Origin of the sequence: Anaerobutyricum hallii, assembly GCF_900209925.1 — a bacterium.
In the GTDB taxonomy this organism is placed as follows: Bacteria; Bacillota; Clostridia; order Lachnospirales; family Lachnospiraceae; genus Anaerobutyricum; species Anaerobutyricum soehngenii.
The window spans coordinates 2,042,544-2,059,203 of the sequence record NZ_LT907978.1 but is presented as its reverse complement, the minus strand read 5'-3'; the positions used below and the strand labels follow the sequence as shown (position 1 = coordinate 2,059,203).

Sequence of the window (16,660 nt, the reverse complement as noted above, 5' to 3'; positions counted from 1 at the left end):
AAAAGAAAGGAGAAGGATGCGTATGGAAATAATCATTTATCATGGCAGCAACGTGGAAGTATACAGACCACGTATCCTCCAAAATGGATTCTATAAAGATTTTGGATACGGATTTTATTGCGCAAATTTTGAAAAGCAAGCGAAACGCTGGGCAATGTCTAGAAAAGGGAAGACGGTCGTAAATTACTATAAATATAAACCAAGTAAAAATTAGAAAATTTTGAGCTTTCCAGAAATGTCTGATAAATGGTTGTATTCTGTACGGAAGATGCATTAAAGACACTTATTTTTGAAGGAAGTGATACATTATGAAAAACAAATATTTTCCAGACGAAGAGATAACTATGAATGACTTATATTTTATTTGTTATATGATTGAACGTGTGGCCAGACATATTAAGCAGAAGAATAAATATGTAGTGAATGCTATAGGGAAAGATGAATTATATCACTTACTTAGCTGTGCCAGCACGTTGCATTGTGAGAATCCAGAAAAGGTGGAAGCGGATTGGATTAGAGATTATGGACTTGTAGAAGGAAGTTTTGACATTACAAATGTCGATTCAGAATTAGCAACGATTATTCCGACTTCGTTGGATATGGGAGAAGTATATCAAAGATTGATTGCAGATACACTTTCTACAAAAGAGGATTTTACAGAGGGAATCCTTCGGGTTTATAATGATGAAATTTGCGATGTGATTGATAATTATAATTGCAGTGCTTTTTACGAACCATCTTATGTGATTGCAAGAGCATATCAAAATGGTGGTTTCTAAGAAAGAGGATAGAAATAGAATATTATTACGGGGGATTACCAAATGCCAGAATTAGAATCAACAATAGAAAGAAAACTGATAGAGCAATTAGTTTACGGAGAATCTCAGTGGACCTATAGAGAAGATTTAAAAACGGAAGCGGATTTATGGGCAAATTTTAAATATATTCTTGAGCAGAATAATAAAGACAGATTGAACGGAGAACTGCTCTCGGATTCAGAATTTGAACAGGTTAAGAACCAATTACAGTTTTCTTCTTTTTATAAGGCTGGAGAATGGTTGGTTGGTGAAAACGGAAAAGTACAGGTTCATGTGCAAAGGGATACGGAAAGATTGCATCTTGTAGTCATGAATCATGAACATATAGCTGGTGGAAGTAGTGTTTATGAGGTGATAAATCAGTACAGCGCATTAAAAACAGAGGAAGATAGTACGGCATCAACCAGAGACAGGCGTTTTGATGTGACATTGATGATTAACGGTCTTCCATTGATACATATAGAATTGAAGAATAAGCAGCATTCTTATAAGGATGGATTTTGGCAGATTAGAAAGTACATCGGAGAAGGTAAGTTTACTGGTATTTTTTCAGCAGTGCAGATGTTTGTTGTCAGCAATGGCGTAGATACCAGATATTTTGCGGCAGCAGGGGATACGGAATTGAATCCGAAGTTTATGAGCGGATGGGTGGACAAGGAGAATAATTCTGTATCTGATTATCTTGATTTTGCAAAAAGTGTACTCAGAATTCCGGAAGCACATGAAATGATTGCAAGATATACGGTTTTAGATGAAGATGCAAAGCGGTTAATTTTACTTCGACCATATCAGATTCATGCAATTGAATCTATAAGAGAGGCTTCAAAAACGGGAAAATCTGGTTATGTATGGCATACGACTGGATCAGGGAAGACATTAACTTCTTATAAAGCAACCAGAAATTTATTGATGGATATTCCGGCAATTGATAAAGCAATTTTTCTGATTGACCGAAAAGATTTAGATACACAGACAACAATGGCTTTTCAGGCATATGCCAATAATGATTTGGTGGATGTTGATGAGACCGATAATGTAAATGATTTAAAGAAAAAGCTAAAATCTGAAGATAGGCAGGTTATTGTTACAACGATTCAGAAAATGCAGATTTTAATTAGTAAAAGGCTAAAGGAGGATACACCAGAATATCAGAAAATTAAAAATTTAAAAATTGCATTTGTTGTAGATGAATGTCATAGAGCTGTTACACCAAAGACGAAAAGAGAATTAGAAAGATTTTTTGGACGTTCTTTGTGGTATGGTTTTACCGGAACGCCTCGGTTTGCAGAAAATCCATATCCACAGTTGGGAGATTTGCCAAGAACGACAGAAAAATTGTATGGAAAATGTCTTCATAAATATACGATACAAAATGCTATTAAAGACAGGGCGGTATTAGGTTTTCAGGTGGAACATAATGGCCCGAAAAATGTAACAGATGAAACAGATGGCAGAGTATATGATAATGAAACGCATATGTTACGGGTGCTTGATATTATTCTTAATAAATCCTATCATAAATTGGGATTTCAAAATGGAAAAGGCAAGACTTATGAGGGACTTCTTACAACAAGTTCCATTCAATTAGCACAGAAATATTATGATTTACTGACAAAAATAAAAAATGGGGAATCTTCATTAAAAATTGATGAAAAGATAAAGCAGGTATTGCCGGATTTTCCTAAGTTTGCAATCACATATTCTGTAACAGAAAATGAAGAAGGTTCCTGCGTGAACCAACAGAAAATGCAAAAGTCTTTAGATGATTATAATGGAATGTTTGGTACCAAATATGAATTATCACAGATACAGGGCTATAATGGAAACCTTAACAAAAGACTGGCGAGAAAGGATGCAAAGTTTAAGAGTAGAAATGAACAGCTAGATTTGGTTATCGTTGTAGATCGCTTATTAACAGGTTTTGATGCACCTTGTCTGTCCACCATTTTTATTGACAGACAGCCGATGGGACCACATGATTTGATACAGGCATTTTCAAGAACGAATCGTATTTTTGACAAAAATAAACGCAATGGGCAGATTGTAACCTTTCAAGCTCCGAAGTTATTTAAAGAAAGTGTTGATAATGCAATAAAATTATACTCAGCAGGTAGTACAGGAATTGCAATTTTAGCACAATGGGAAGAGGTAGAACCGGCATTTCGCAAAGCCCTTTCCGCGCTCAGAGTTTGTGCCGAGAGTCCTTCGGAAATCCCTGAAATGTCTATGAAAGAAAAGAAGATTTTTGCGAAGATGTTCCAATCTTTTGACAGTCTGTTTGCCCAGTTAAAATCCTTTACAAACTATGACGACAGTATGCTTGAACAATATGGAATTACCGAGCAGGAATATGATGATTATGTAGGACATTATAAAAATGTAATAGAGGAAATTCGAGAAGAAAAAGCGAATGATTCAGAAACTGCCGTAGAGGAGACGGAGGTAGATCAGGATTATGAATTGATGGCATATAGTAATACAAAAATTGATTATGAGTACATCATCAATCTTATTCAAAATATTGTTACATCAACAGAAGAGGAAGAAGATATAACACAAGAAGAAAGACAGAAGAAGATAGATGAAGCAAAACAGTATGTAGAGGAATTACGTAAGGATAATGAAAAAGTAGCAGATATTATGTCTGATTTGATAGAAGAAATCGAAAAAGATGAAACAAAATATAAGGGACAGTCTATTCTTAATATTGTAGAAAATATGAAGCAGGATTGCATAGAAAAAGTTGTTTCTGAATTTTGTGAAAGCTGGTATGCAATGAAAGGTGATGTAATGTATGCGGCAATGCATTACAGGAACGGTGAAATTCCTAATGAAAGTGTAATTAAAAAGAATGTTGATTATACTAGTTATAAGGCAGAGCAAGAGAAAGCTTTACCTAAGTTCAAATATTATTCCCGGATGATAGCGGAACTGAAGGAGACACTGGAGAAAGAAATTAAGCCGTTAATAGCACATATGTAAGAAGGTCCATTATATAAATGTTTGTATCAGCGTAAGTAATTTCAGGGGATGGAGGGAACTTATGCTTAATAACACAAATAATTCACCTCTCTTTTATGAATACTACGCACAGTGGGTTGATGTGTATAAGAAAGGTGCGATAAGAGAAGCTACAATGGCGAAGTATTTAATGACTCAGAAGTGGATACAGAAACTAGCACCAGAATTAAAAGTTTCTGAGTTGACAAGAACAGCATATCAGCAGATTTTAAATGATTATGCGAAAGAGCATGAGAGACAGACTACATTAGATTTTCATCATCAGCTCAAAGGAGCAATTTTAGATGCATTAGATGAAGGTATGATTGAAAGAGACCCTACCAGAAAGGCAATTATTAAAGGAAAAACACCGAGAGCAAAAAAGATAAAATATTTAAACCAGTTTGAATTACATACATTAATTGCTAACTTAGATCTTTCAGAAGAACCAAACTGGGATTGGTTTATACTTTTAGTTGCAAAAACAGGAATGCGCTTTTCAGAGGCTCTTGCGATTACACCATCTGACTTTGATTTTGCCAGACAGGCTTTGTCAATAAGTAAGACTTGGGACTACAAAGGAGAAGGAGGGTTTTTGCCGACTAAGAACAGGTCATCGGTAAGAAAGATTCAGATTGACTGGCAAATAGTAGTTAAGTTTTCAGAGTTGATAAAAGGGTTGCCAGAAGATGAACCTATTTTTGTAGGTGAATCGAAAATTTATAATTCTACAGTTAATGATGTCCTTACAAGACATTGTAAACAATGTGGCATTTCCGAAATTTCTATTCATGGTCTTCGGCATACGCATGCGTCGTTATTGTTATTTGCCGGAGTATCTATTGCCAGTGTTGCACGAAGATTAGGGCATGCAAGTATGACGACCACACAGAAGACATATCTGCATATTATTCAAGAACTTGAAAATAAAGACGTAGATTTAATAATGAGAACTTTATCTGGATTATAAACTTAAAATGATAAAAGAAATACTTACGCTGAATAACTACTATTTAAGTCTTTAATAAATAGACACCCGATAAGAAAAAAAGATACCCTATATTTGTGGCTTTAGTTGCAGCGGTTTGAACGCTCGCTTTATGTGCTTGCATCCAAACCTTGCTCCGAGGCCACAAATATAGGGTATTTTTTGTCTTTGAGAATGTCCATTTTGCCTATGGCAAATTACTATTGTCTATCGAAAATTAGTCTTTTTAAAGTCATTGACATCTCTTTCTTTACGGAATTCCTGCTTTTTCACCATTGCAACCAACTCTGGTTCCTTTTTAAGGGAATAGGCAAGAGCATGATAATGCTTTAATATATTTCTTTGAAACATAGGTGTGATCTCGGCATAATTTGCAAATTGTGCGAGAGTTTGTTTGTTAAGAGTCTCGTGCTCCTGAAAATGACATTCGGCCTCTTTGGCAAAGGCATGATACAGTTCTTTTTCTTCTGGTGTTTCTAAAGCAGCGATAATCATCTCATTTTTCATGTCACAGGAAAATGCCTGTAACTTCTTTAATGAGATGCGGTGGCGCATCAGGGTGAGCTTCAAATAGCGGTACCACGTATTACGGAACTTGATATAGTATTCGCTTACGCCTCCATCGTAAACGTCAAGACCTTTACAGAAGTTAAAGTTTCTCTTCATGTAAGTGTAATCAAAGAGAATATTCTGTATAAGGTAACTGATAAAGTAACCTGCCCGATAAAGTGGAGAAGTGTACTTATCATAATAAAGATAATCATCAAGATCAACATGCAGTTTTTTTATTTTCTGAAACTTGATATAATGATGAATACGGTAAGTAACATATATGATAATGATAATACCGATAAATGCGGCGCGGTAAAGGTTACGATGTACGCCGGTCATAAAAACAGATCGTGAAAGACCATAGATAGCGGCAACGCATGCGGCTACAATGGTAGCAAACATTTCAAACATAACACACATTCCTTTCTTAATTGTTTATCATCATATCGTATTTTTGTGAAAAAAACAATTGATTTATATGATGTGTTCCTGTAAAAAATTAATAAAAATATACAGTAAATAAAAACAAAATATGGCAAGTGATGATAAGAAAAGGGTAAAAGGCTATTGACCTTTCTGTAAAAATACGATATGATAATGAACAAACATACGTTTGCTAGATGGGAGGACGCATATGAGAAAGATAAAAGTGATTTTAATGTCAGCACTTCTGGCTCTTTTTATAGCAGGATGCAGTTCGGGCAATTCGGCTGAACTTTTTGAGAGTGGCAGCCAGATTTCCGGGAAGACGGAGCAGTCAGATTCCGGTATGGAAGTACATTTTATTGATGTAGGACAGGGAGATGCTACTTTGATAAAAGCTGGGGATCATGCGATGCTGATTGATGCGGGCGATAACAGTGAGGGAACAGCGGTGCAGTCCTATTTGAACAGTCAGGGTATAGAGAAGCTTGATTATGTTATCGGTACCCATCCGGATGCGGATCACATCGGAGGTCTTGATGTTGTAGTTTATAAGTTTGATTGTAAGAAGATTTTTATGCCGGGAGTGACTTCGGATACGAAAACATATGATGATGTTATGCAGGCATTGAAGTCTAAGAATCAGAGGGCACAGGCGCCAAAGCCTGGAGAAACATATACATTAGGAGATGCGTCTTTTACAGTGATTGCTCCGGTGAAGGGCTATGGAGATGAGACGAATAACTGGTCGATTGGAATGGTACTTCAATACGGAGAGAATCGTTTTTTGTTTACAGGTGATGCAGAGAAAGAAGCAGAGGAAGATATGTTAGCGAAGGGGGAAGATATTTCCGCAGATGTATATAAGGCATCTCATCATGGAAGTAAGACGGGTTCCTGTGATGATTTTCTTGATAAGGTACATCCTTCTTATGCGGTAATCAGTTGTGGTGAGGGGAATAAGTACGGGCATCCTTCTGCCCAGACATTAACTAATTTCCGAAGCAGAGGGATTAAGACATTCCGTACCGATAATCAGGGAACGATTGTGGCATATAGCGATGGAAAGAATATTACATGGAATGCTTCTCCGGATACAACCTGGACACCGGGAGAGCCAAAGGGTTCTTCGTCTAACTGGAATTCCTCATCGAAGAATATTTCTAAGGGAAAGTTAGGGGATAGTTCAAAAAATACTTCCAAAACACAGGTGTCTTATGTTATAAATGAAGACACAGGTAAGTTCCATCTGCCATCCTGTCGTTTTGTAAAGCAGATGAATGAGGAGAATCGTATTACATCTTCAAAAAGCAGGAATACTTTGATAAAGGAAGGGTATGAAGCCTGTAAAGTATGCGAACCGTAGATGAGGATTTGCAGATTTACAGATATGGAATGAAAGAGAATAAAGATATGATAAAGGAGAACGATAGAGTATTATGATGAAAGACGGAAAAAGTATTGTTTTGATCGGTATGCCCGGTGTAGGGAAGAGTACGATCGGTGTTATTTTGGCAAAGGAGATCGGTTATCAGTTTCTAGATGCGGATCTTTTGATTCAGGAACAGGAAGGAATGTTGTTGAAGGATATTATCGCAACAAAGGGGCATGATGGTTTTCTTGCGGTAGAGAATCAGGTGAATCGTGATGTGGATGCGAAGCATTCTGTTATAGCAACAGGTGGAAGTGCGGTATATTGTGAAGAAGCGATGTTACATTATAAAGAGACATGCCAGATTGTGTATCTTCGCTGTCCGTATGAGATTTTGTCAAAGCGTCTTGGCGATTTAAAAGGAAGAGGTGTGGCATTAAAAGAAGGGCAGACATTGCTTGATCTATACGAAGAGAGAAGTGTTCTCTATGAGAAATATGCGGATGTTATCATTGATGAAGATAACAAAGGAATTGAAGAAACACTGGAATTGCTGAAAGAAAAGTTTTGTTAGCATATTCATAGGCTGATACTAATCGGCATGTCAGTGTGTGAAACGAGATTAGAAAGTCGTTATGAAAAGCTGCTTTATATTACCATCTAATAAATATGAGAATATATATTATCAGATGGTTGGGAGGTAGTTGTTGCATAATGGCTTTTTTCGATTTGTGACTTTTGGTGACGTTGCTTCGTTTGCCAGATTTCACAGCTAGGGAAATCTGACATACTAATCCTTTTCACAGTCAGGGAAACCAGGTGTATTAATTCTTTTCACAAGCAGGGAAATCAGACAGATAATTGATTTTCAGAAAGCTCGAAAAAGGACGTATTAAAAAAACAGGTAATTCTTACTATAATGGCGTTGTAAACAAAAAGTGCTTGAAACACTTACAAAAAACACTTACAAAGCCACAGGCAAAAATTAAAAGCAGATTTAAAAAAGGAGGATTACATGATGAATGGAAATTGGCTGGGATTAGACGGACAGGTTGTTATCGTAACAGGTGGTGCTTCCGGAATCGGAAAACACGTAGTAGACACACTTGTAAAGGTTGGAGCAAAGGCAGTTGCAGTCGATCTTAATGTAAAGACAGGAGATGAGCTTGACGGAGCATATTGTGTACAGTGTAATGTTACTGATCCGGAAAGTGTAAACCAGATGGTACAGGCTGTTCTTGCAAAGTATGGTAAGATCGATGCATTAGTAAATAATGCAGGAATTAATCTTCCAAGACTGCTTGTTGATGTAAAGGGAGAAAAACCAGAGTACGAATTAAACGAAGATTCTTTCGGAAAAATGTTTGCAGTTAATGTAAAGGGCGTATTCCTCTGTGCACAGGCAGTTGCAAGAGAACTCGTAAAACAGGGACATGGAGTTATTCTTAATATGTCCAGCGAGTCCGGAAAAGAAGGTTCTCAGGGTCAGTCAGCATACTCTGCTACAAAGGGAGCAGTAGACAGCTTTACTCGTTCCTGGGCAAAGGAACTTGGAAAGTACAATGTACGAGTTGTTGCATGTGCTCCTGGTATCATGGAAGCAACAGGACTTCGTACCGCTGCTTACAATGAAGCTTTAGCTTATACAAGAGGGGTAAAACCAGAAGATTTATCTACAGACTACAGTAAAGTAATTCCAATTGGAAGAGATGGAAAGCTTGATGAAGTAGGAAGCCTTGTAGCATACCTTGTATCCGATCAGGCAAGCTACATCACAGGAACAACAGTTAACATTTCCGGAGGAAAGTCCAGAGGATAATTACTTCAGGATAATTACTTCATAGGAATGGAAAATGGAGAGAAGAAGGAGGTCCGCTATGATAAAGATGGCGTTGGTGATTGGACTTGCATTTGTGATCCAATTTGTGTTAAGCAGTTTTCAGATGAAGAATTTCAATAATGAATTTGTCAGAATGAGACGGAAGGGCAAGGTGGCAATCGGCAGAAAGTCCGGAGGATTCCATGCAGGAGCAATTGTAATGTTCCGCATAGATGATGAGGGGATTATTCAGGAATCCAAAAAGATAGAAGGGACAACATTTCTGGCGAGAGTGAAAAATTTTCCGGGATTTGAAGGACGATACATTGGAGAATTATCTGTAGATGATGTAGAAAAAGGTCATCGAAATCTGAGAAAAGCAGTAGAGGACGCAGCGCTGACTTATAAGAAATATATAGCAGGAGAAGAAATAGCACAGCCTCCTTCCAATTTCCAGAAAGCAGGCAATATCGTAACAAATCTATTTAATCGACGCGCAGGAGCGTAAAGAGGGAGGTAACTATGAATATTTTAGTTAAATTAGCGTCAGGATTTATGAATCTTTTTACATTGGGTGGAGAGCAGTTTGTAAGCTGGGTTACAGGAATTATTCCAACTGTCTTGATGCTGTTATTATTAATGAATGCGATCATCGCATTAGCAGGAAATGAATCTGTAAATAAACTTGCAAAAGTATGTACAAAGAATCCGATTCTTCGTTATCTGGTACTTCCATTTGTATCTGCATTTATGTTAGGTAACCCAATGGCTCTTTCCATGGGTAAGTTCATGCCAGAATTTTATAAGCCAGCATACTATGCATCTGCAACATATCACTGTCATACAAACAACGGTATTTTTCCACACATCAATGCTTCAGAGCTTTTTGTATGGCTTGGAATCGCAAATGGTATCTCTGCATTAAATCTTGATACAACACCATTAGCAGTACGTTATCTTTTAGTTGGTCTTGTAGCAAACTTTATTTCAGGATGGGTGACAGAATTTACTACAAGATATGTAGAGAAGCAGCAGGGTGTAAAACTTAGCCGCACATTAAAGGCATAGGAAGATTAGAAGGAACGATAAGGGAGGAACGAAAATGTCAGAATTAAGAGCAATCAGAATAGAAAGAGGCCCACAGGGATTTGGCGGACCGTTGATCATCCGTCCAACAGAACAGAAAAATAAAGTTATGTATATTACCGGTGGTGGAACTGCACCGGAATGTCTGAAGAAAATCGTAGAACTTAGTGGAATGACACCAGTAGATGGTTTCCATGGTTCAGCACCAGAAGAAGAACTTGCTATGGTTATCGTAGACTGTGGAGGAACATTACGCTGTGGTATTTATCCACAGAAAAGAATTCCAACAGTAAACGTTATGCCGGTAGGTAAATCAGGACCACTTGCAAACTTTATCACAGAAGATATCTATGTATCTGCTGTTACATCCAAACAGATTTCTCTTGCAGATGAAGCAGATGTAGAAGAAGCTGCAAAGTCTGTAGAGACTTCTGAGAAGAAGGAAGAAAAAACAGTGAAGTTTAATGCAGATCAGAAAGTATCAGAAACACTTGCTGCACAGGAAAACAAATCTATCATCACAAAAGTAGGTTTAGGTGTTGGTAAGTTTGTAAATACATTTTATCAGGCAGGTCGTGATGCGATTCAGACATGTATCACAACACTTCTTCCGTTCATGGCATTTGTATCTTTGTTAGTAGGTATCATTAACGGTTCTGGTTTTGGTAATGCATTTGCAAAATTACTGACTCCATTAGCAGGAAATGTTTTTGGACTGGTTGCTCTTGGTGTCATTTGTTCTATTCCTGGATTATCTGCATTACTTGGACCTGGAGCGGTTATTGCACAGATTGTTGGTACATTGATCGGAACAGAAATTGGAAAAGGAAACATTGCTCCTCAGCTTGCACTTCCAGCACTTTTTGCAATCAACTGCCAGGGTGCATGTGACTTTATTCCAGTAGGTCTTGGACTTGCTGAAGCAGAGCCTGAAACAATTGAAGTTGGTGTACTTTCCGTTATGTATTCCAGATTTTTAACAGGCTGGATTCGTGTATTAATTGCATATGCAGCAAGTTTTGGATTATACGCTTAAGTAAATAAAACAAAAAGTAAATAGAGGATGTCAGAGAAGAGGAATGCTCCGGCATCCTGCTCGACTTGAATAAAATATTAAAATTAGCTCTTACATGTATTGGAGAATGTGTTACAATTAAAAGGAGCAAACTGTAGAAAGGATAGAAGAATCATGGCTATAATTTATGAGAACAAAGTAAAAGAACTTGGAAAAGATATTATGATGATGAATGGAGGAGACTTCATTATTATTTTTGGAGACAGTGCTCCGGCAGAATTAAGAGATTATTGTTACTCTGTTGATGTGAATCCGATTAATGGAGAAATCAAGGCAGGACAGACATTAAAAATTGATGAAAATGAATATAAGATTACCTGTGTCGGAGAAGAGGCACCGGTAACACTCGCAGGTCTGGGTCATTGTACGATCCGCTTTAATGGCATGACAGAAGCAGAACTTCCGGGAACTCTTTATGTAGAGGAAAAACCAGTTCCGGAAATCAAGATCGGTACAACAATCCAGATTATAGAATAAGTAGTAATTCAGAATTATTGATGATTCGTTTTGGTGAATGGATTCTGAATAATTACAGAAAATATTAATACGAAACCAAAACATAACCAGAAAATCTGAAAAGGATAACGGACAAGGTATGAAAAATTTATTTGGTGACAACAGACAGGCTAACATCCTGTCTGTTTTGCGAAAAAGTTCTACATTAAATATTGAGACACTGGCAGAACGATTTGGCGTGAGTGAGCGTACAGTTCGGAATGATATAAAAGACATTAACAAAGAATTAAAAAACAGTGGCCTGATAGAAATTAATCAGGGAAAGTGCGGTCTTAGAGTGTTTGATACGAGAGACTTTCAAAATGCGTATGCCCGTATTATAGAAACAGATGATTTGATGAATTCTTCCCACAAGAGACAGGAGTATGTTTTTGCGAAGCTTATGAGAGCGATGGAGCCGGTACTTACAGATGACCTTGCTTATGAGATGAACATAGGGCGAAGTACATTAATCAGCGATTTAAAAAAGCTTCGCCAGACAATGGAAGACTACGAGCTTGAGATTGTTGGAAAGACCAGTAAGGGATTAGCTCTTGCCGGTTCGGAACTTAATATTCGAAAGTTTGTTATGGAGAATCTTTTTGACTCTATTTATCAGAATTATCCCCAGGATGAATTGATGCTAAAGGGGATCAGAGAAGCGCTGGCTGAACAGAATTTTGAAGAATCAACACAGAAAATGTTTGAGAACTATATGACATTAATGTTTGATCGTTTTCTTACGGGACATATCATTACCCGTATGCCGGAAAAGTATTATAATTTAGTATCAAGAAACAGTTTTTCATTTGTGAATCAGTTAATTGATAATCTTTCAAAAGAATTTTACATTGAAATTCCAATAGAAGAAAAAATATTTGTTTTTCTGCCGATCATTGGTATGCGTACACCTGCAGACAGTAAAAATATGTATAGCATAGAACTCGATGAGAAGATTCAGCCATTACTGAAAAAGATTGTAGAGGGGATTCGTCTGGAATTAAATATTTCAATCGATCCTCATGAATTTGCAGAGAAGTTTATGTATCATATTATGTTTATGATAAACAGGCTTCGTTATAATGTACACATTGATAATCCGATGTTTGAAGACATTCATTACAAATATCCGCTTGCATTTAAAATGTCAGAAATAGCGGCGAGAGTAATCGGTGAGGAAGCGGAAGTTGCAGTGACACAGGCAGAACTTGGGTATCTGGCAGCTTATTTTGGGGTGTTCCTTGAAGTAAATACTTTGAATCAAAAGCAGCAAAAGATTGCAGTGATCAGCGATAAGGGAAGAGTTACAGCACAGTTATTTGCTGTGCAGATTCGTAAAGTAGTTGACAGCAGCAGTCAGCTTGATATACTGGCACCGTCTGAAGCAGTCAGTGATATTCTTGATCAGTATGATATTGTAATCTGTACAACGGAGCACATGATAGAATGTGAATGTCCGGTTATTTATATTCATGAGATTTTTGATGAGAATGAACTGAAAAACAAGCTTCGCCAGGCGAAGTTTTGTAAAGGAACAGATGCGGTGATTCTTGATGATAATTGGTATGTAATGGCTAATATTTTAAAAGAAGATACCTTTTTTAATCTTTCAGAACAAAAAGATTATATTTCCGCTTTAGACCAGATGATGGATACTCTTTGTCAAAATGGATATGTTGATGAAGACTTCAAAGAACGGGTATGGGAAAAAGAATCGAAATCCAGTATGATCATTGACAATATTGCGATTCCTCATGCTGTACAAAAGGCAGGAGATGCCATTGTGTTATCTGTGGGAGTATTTCGTGAGCCGATGCCATATAAAAATGACAATATTCAAGTTGTGTTTTTGCTGGCGCTCCCGGAAGAAATTCGAGATGAAAATCTTTTGATCTGTGTCTATGATGAGATTATGTCACTTGTAAAAAATGATGAGCTCATTGAAAAAATTACGCATTCAGGGAATTATATTGATTTTATGAAGGTATTATATAAAAGAAATTAATTGTCTGCTTAAGAGAATGTTGCAAAAACAGCCATGTACTATAACAAGGATTCCCTAATAGTACATGGTATATCTCATTTCACATTTGGTATATATAATGAAAAAGAGAATTATCCAATAATATTCATTGGATAACTCTCTTTTTCTTTTTCAGCATAGATATAAGCTGATGACGAGACTTGAACTCGAGACCTCCGCCTTACCAAGGCGACGCTCTACCGACTGAGCTACATCAGCAATTCAGATATACAAACCTGACAAAAAGGATTCTATCATGCCCTATTCGGTTTGTCAACGGAATTTTATTAAATTTTTAAAAAATATGTACTATTGGCACAATATGATGATACCAGGGTCAAAAGGTTAAAATACGGAGTAATTCGTGACATCAAATCAGGGAAAAAATACCTTTTATGATACCAAGGTCAAAAAATCAAAAATGCATATTTTTTGTCTTCTTGTCATATATTATTAGAAATCGCGATAGCGAAATAATAAGACAGGAGAAAAATATGAATAGAAAAAAACATGGGAATTACAGGCATATTTTACTGGTGTTAGTGTTGTGGCTTTTTTGGTTTCAGAATGTCAGTGCATCACAGATGCTTTTTCCATTTGTAGCGGACGACTGGATTTCTTTTGAAGGGCGTACTTTTTTACAGCTTCAGCAAGAGAAAAAACAGACAGAAATAAAAAAGCAGAGGAATCATAAAAAAAGTAATGAGAAAAGTAATAAAATAAGTAATAAGAAAAAAGTAAAAGAGACGATGGCGGTTCCGGTAAAATATGATAATGAAATCAGTGCCGGTGACCGCCAGATTCTTTATAAAGTGGTTTCTATGGAATGTGATACAGGGTACGAAGGTTCGTTAGCGGTGATTAGCTGTATGTTAAATCGTTTAGAATCTGACAAATATCCGGATGATTTAATGGATGTAGTGAGGGAAAAGGCACAATTTAGTGCATATTATGACAAAAAAACTGAGACATATCCATATATAGACAGAAAGCCATCTCAGGAATGTATACAGGCGGTAGACGATGCGCTTGCCGGCAAAAAAAGAAATCTGCCTTCTTATATCATGTATTTTCGTGCTTCTTCGTATAAAAAGCTGAAAGGTTATAAGAAATATGGGCAGATTGGAGACAATACTTACTTCTATAAAGAAGAAGACCGTTGATTTTCACTTGTACAGGAAAAATAAGTATGATATGATAGAACGCAGTTAAAGGGAATCGAAGCCTTTATAGAATTACAGGAGGATGAGAATGGAAGAAAAAGAAAAAGTATCGAAAAATTTTATAGAGATGGCGATTGATAAAGATTTAGAAGAGGGTGTGTATGATCATGTCATGACCAGATTCCCTCCGGAACCAAACGGATATCTTCATATCGGACATGCAAAGTCTATTTTATTAAACTATGGGCTGGCACAGAAGTATCATGGCAAGTTTAATCTGCGTTTTGATGATACGAATCCTACAAAAGAAAGAATGGAATTCGTAGAATCTATTAAGAAAGATGTGCAGTGGTTAGGGGCAGATTATGAAGACAGACTGTTTTTTGCATCCAACTACTTTGATCAGATGTATGAGGCAGCCGTTTCTTTGATTAAGAAAGGAAAAGCATATGTCTGTGATCTGTCCGCAGAAGAAATTCGTGAATACAGAGGAACATTAAAAGAACCTGGGAAAGAAAGCCCATATCGTAACCGTTCTGTAGAAGAGAATCTTGAACTTTTTGAAAAGATGAAGAATGGTGAATTTGCAGATGGAGAGAAAGTACTTCGAGCAAAGATTGATATGGCTGCCGGTAATATTAACATGAGAGATCCGATTCTCTACCGCGTTGCACATATGACACATCATAATACAGGAGATAAATGGTGTATTTATCCAATGTATGATTTTGCACATCCAATTGAAGATGCAATCGAGGGTGTAACACATTCTATCTGTACGCTGGAATTTGAAGACCACAGACCTCTTTACGACTGGGTTGTAAAAGAAGTTGGTTTCGAACAGCCTCCAAGACAGATTGAATTTGCAAAAATGTATTTGACCAATGTAATTACCGGAAAGCGCTACATTAAAAAGTTAGTAGAAGATGGTGTCGTAGATGGATGGGATGATCCACGTCTCGTATCCATCGCAGCTCTTAGAAGAAGAGGTTTTACCCCGGATGCTATCCGTACTTTTATTGAGCTTGCAGGTGTTTCTAAAGCACAGAGTTCTGTAGATTATGCGATGTTAGAATTTTGTATTCGTGATGATTTAAAACTTAAGAAGTCTCGTGTGATGGCAGTTCTTGATCCTGTAAAGGTTGTTATTACAAACTATCCGGAAGGACAGATTGAGTACCTGGATGTAGAGAATAATAAAGAGAATGAGGAGTTGGGAAGTCGTAAAGTTGCCTTTGGTCGTGAACTTTATATCGAAAGAGATGATTTTATGATTGACCCTCCAAAGAAATATTTCCGTATGTATCCGGGCAATGAAGTTCGTCTTATGAATGCTTATTTTGTAAAATGTACAGATTACATTACAGATGAGAACGGCAAAGTGACAGAAATCCACTGTACGTATGATCCGGAAACAAAGAGCGGAAGCGGATTTACCGGACGTAAAGTAAAAGGAACGATTCACTGGGTATGTGCAGATGAATGTGTAGATGCAGAAGTTCGTTTATATGAGAACATTGTGGATGAAGAGAAGGGTGTTTACAATGAGGATGGAAGTCTTAATTTAAATCCAAATTCTCTGACGATTCTTCCGGAATGTAAGTTAGAAGCTGGTCTGAAAGATAGCAAGGCTTATGATAGTTTCCAGTTTGTAAGACAGGGATATTTCTGCTGTGATGCAAAAGACAGTACAGAGGATCATTTGGTATTTAACCGAGTTGTTTCTCTGAAGAGCTCTTATAAACCCAAAAAATAAGGTGTAAGCTCTCGGGATTTGTTATGAACTTATCGTTATATTTATGACAGGATAAAAGCAGAAAACCGCAGAAAGACTCATTTTCTGCGG

15 protein-coding genes and 1 tRNA gene are annotated in these 16,660 nt (G+C 37.0%); 14 read left to right on the top strand and 2 right to left on the bottom strand.

Annotated features, from left to right (window positions below; all coding sequences use genetic code 11):
- Window positions 1-22: 22 nt before the first annotated feature.
- From EHLA_RS09395 to EHLA_RS09380, 4 genes are all read left to right on the top strand, one after another.
- The gene (locus tag EHLA_RS09395; RefSeq protein ID WP_242970709.1) at window positions 23-214 is read left to right on the top strand and encodes a DUF3990 domain-containing protein; all 192 of its coding nucleotides are present in this window, start codon (window positions 23-25) and stop codon (window positions 212-214) included.
- Between the two features lie 94 nt (window positions 215-308).
- A complete protein-coding gene (locus EHLA_RS09390; RefSeq protein WP_096240511.1) occupies window positions 309-779 on the top strand; it encodes a hypothetical protein in 471 nt (156 codons plus the stop codon).
- A gap of 42 nt (window positions 780-821) precedes the next feature.
- Window positions 822-3,800, top strand: a complete 2,979-nt coding sequence (locus EHLA_RS09385) for a type I restriction endonuclease subunit R (RefSeq protein ID WP_096240509.1) — start codon at window positions 822-824, stop codon at window positions 3,798-3,800.
- A 61-nt stretch (window positions 3,801-3,861) separates the two neighbouring features.
- Complete coding sequence (locus EHLA_RS09380) at window positions 3,862-4,788, top strand: site-specific integrase (protein ID WP_096240507.1); 927 nt, start codon at window positions 3,862-3,864, stop codon at window positions 4,786-4,788.
- Window positions 4,789-5,013: 225 nt separating this feature from the next.
- Here the strand turns inward: EHLA_RS09380 and EHLA_RS09375 are convergent, their stop codons facing one another.
- Window positions 5,014-5,769 (bottom strand): hypothetical protein, encoded by a 756-nt coding sequence (locus tag EHLA_RS09375; protein WP_096240505.1) that lies wholly within the window; start codon window positions 5,767-5,769, stop codon window positions 5,014-5,016.
- A 223-nt stretch (window positions 5,770-5,992) separates the two neighbouring features.
- Here EHLA_RS09375 and EHLA_RS09370 point away from each other — a divergent pair, with 223 nt between their 5' ends.
- The 8 genes from EHLA_RS09370 (at window position 5,993) to EHLA_RS09335 (ending at window position 13,633) form a co-directional block, all read left to right on the top strand.
- On the top strand, window positions 5,993-7,147 hold the full coding sequence (locus EHLA_RS09370) for a ComEC/Rec2 family competence protein (protein WP_096240503.1): 1,155 nt from the start codon (window positions 5,993-5,995) through the stop codon (window positions 7,145-7,147).
- Window positions 7,148-7,223: 76 nt separating this feature from the next.
- On the top strand, window positions 7,224-7,727 hold the full coding sequence (locus EHLA_RS09365; protein ID WP_173854357.1) for a shikimate kinase: 504 nt from the start codon (window positions 7,224-7,226) through the stop codon (window positions 7,725-7,727).
- 444 nt (window positions 7,728-8,171) lie between these two features.
- Window positions 8,172-8,972, top strand: a complete 801-nt coding sequence (locus tag EHLA_RS09360; protein WP_021906390.1) for an SDR family oxidoreductase — start codon at window positions 8,172-8,174, stop codon at window positions 8,970-8,972.
- A gap of 58 nt (window positions 8,973-9,030) precedes the next feature.
- On the top strand, window positions 9,031-9,480 hold the full coding sequence (locus EHLA_RS09355) for a transcriptional regulator GutM (protein ID WP_021906391.1): 450 nt from the start codon (window positions 9,031-9,033) through the stop codon (window positions 9,478-9,480).
- Between the two features lie 14 nt (window positions 9,481-9,494).
- Window positions 9,495-10,040, top strand: coding sequence for a PTS glucitol/sorbitol transporter subunit IIC (gene srlA / locus EHLA_RS09350; protein ID WP_096240497.1), 546 nt, complete (start codon window positions 9,495-9,497; stop codon window positions 10,038-10,040).
- Between the two features lie 34 nt (window positions 10,041-10,074).
- A complete protein-coding gene (gene srlE / locus EHLA_RS09345; protein ID WP_096240495.1) occupies window positions 10,075-11,094 on the top strand; it encodes a PTS glucitol/sorbitol transporter subunit IIB in 1,020 nt (339 codons plus the stop codon).
- Between the two features lie 153 nt (window positions 11,095-11,247).
- Window positions 11,248-11,610, top strand: coding sequence for a PTS glucitol/sorbitol transporter subunit IIA (locus tag EHLA_RS09340; RefSeq protein WP_021906394.1), 363 nt, complete (start codon window positions 11,248-11,250; stop codon window positions 11,608-11,610).
- A gap of 118 nt (window positions 11,611-11,728) precedes the next feature.
- On the top strand, window positions 11,729-13,633 hold the full coding sequence (locus EHLA_RS09335) for a BglG family transcription antiterminator (protein ID WP_096240493.1): 1,905 nt from the start codon (window positions 11,729-11,731) through the stop codon (window positions 13,631-13,633).
- A 164-nt stretch (window positions 13,634-13,797) separates the two neighbouring features.
- On the opposite strand, the gene EHLA_RS09330 is transcribed toward EHLA_RS09335, so the two are convergent.
- Window positions 13,798-13,870 (bottom strand) — tRNA-Thr (locus tag EHLA_RS09330).
- A gap of 275 nt (window positions 13,871-14,145) precedes the next feature.
- On the opposite strand from EHLA_RS09330, the gene EHLA_RS09325 reads away from it, so the two are divergent.
- Both EHLA_RS09325 and EHLA_RS09320 read left to right on the top strand, forming a co-directional pair.
- Window positions 14,146-14,814, top strand: a complete 669-nt coding sequence (locus EHLA_RS09325; protein ID WP_157908570.1) for a cell wall hydrolase — start codon at window positions 14,146-14,148, stop codon at window positions 14,812-14,814.
- An 82-nt stretch (window positions 14,815-14,896) separates the two neighbouring features.
- Entirely contained in the window at window positions 14,897-16,570 is a 1,674-nt protein-coding gene (locus EHLA_RS09320) for a glutamine--tRNA ligase/YqeY domain fusion protein (protein WP_173854282.1), read from the top strand.
- The last annotated feature ends 90 nt before the right edge of the window (window positions 16,571-16,660 follow it).

What these genes read in the sequence shown, in the direction of transcription:
- EHLA_RS09380 (WP_096240507.1), top strand. Translation starts at nt 3,862, where the DNA reads ATGCTTAATAACACAAATAATTCACCTCTCTTTTATGAATACTACGCA.
- EHLA_RS09375 (WP_096240505.1), bottom strand. Translation starts at nt 5,769, where the DNA reads ATGTTTGAAATGTTTGCTACCATTGTAGCCGCATGCGTTGCCGCTATC.
- srlE (WP_096240495.1), top strand. Translation starts at nt 10,075, where the DNA reads ATGTCAGAATTAAGAGCAATCAGAATAGAAAGAGGCCCACAGGGATTT.
- EHLA_RS09395 (WP_242970709.1), top strand. Translation starts at nt 23, where the DNA reads ATGGAAATAATCATTTATCATGGCAGCAACGTGGAAGTATACAGACCA.
- EHLA_RS09385 (WP_096240509.1), top strand. Translation starts at nt 822, where the DNA reads ATGCCAGAATTAGAATCAACAATAGAAAGAAAACTGATAGAGCAATTA.
- EHLA_RS09320 (WP_173854282.1), top strand. Translation starts at nt 14,897, where the DNA reads ATGAGAATGGAAGAAAAAGAAAAAGTATCGAAAAATTTTATAGAGATG.
- srlA (WP_096240497.1), top strand. Translation starts at nt 9,495, where the DNA reads ATGAATATTTTAGTTAAATTAGCGTCAGGATTTATGAATCTTTTTACA.
- EHLA_RS09370 (WP_096240503.1), top strand. Translation starts at nt 5,993, where the DNA reads ATGAGAAAGATAAAAGTGATTTTAATGTCAGCACTTCTGGCTCTTTTT.
- EHLA_RS09360 (WP_021906390.1), top strand. Translation starts at nt 8,172, where the DNA reads ATGAATGGAAATTGGCTGGGATTAGACGGACAGGTTGTTATCGTAACA.
- EHLA_RS09335 (WP_096240493.1), top strand. Translation starts at nt 11,729, where the DNA reads ATGAAAAATTTATTTGGTGACAACAGACAGGCTAACATCCTGTCTGTT.
- EHLA_RS09340 (WP_021906394.1), top strand. Translation starts at nt 11,248, where the DNA reads ATGGCTATAATTTATGAGAACAAAGTAAAAGAACTTGGAAAAGATATT.
- EHLA_RS09365 (WP_173854357.1), top strand. Translation starts at nt 7,224, where the DNA reads ATGAAAGACGGAAAAAGTATTGTTTTGATCGGTATGCCCGGTGTAGGG.
- EHLA_RS09390 (WP_096240511.1), top strand. Translation starts at nt 309, where the DNA reads ATGAAAAACAAATATTTTCCAGACGAAGAGATAACTATGAATGACTTA.
- EHLA_RS09355 (WP_021906391.1), top strand. Translation starts at nt 9,031, where the DNA reads ATGATAAAGATGGCGTTGGTGATTGGACTTGCATTTGTGATCCAATTT.
- EHLA_RS09325 (WP_157908570.1), top strand. Translation starts at nt 14,146, where the DNA reads ATGAATAGAAAAAAACATGGGAATTACAGGCATATTTTACTGGTGTTA.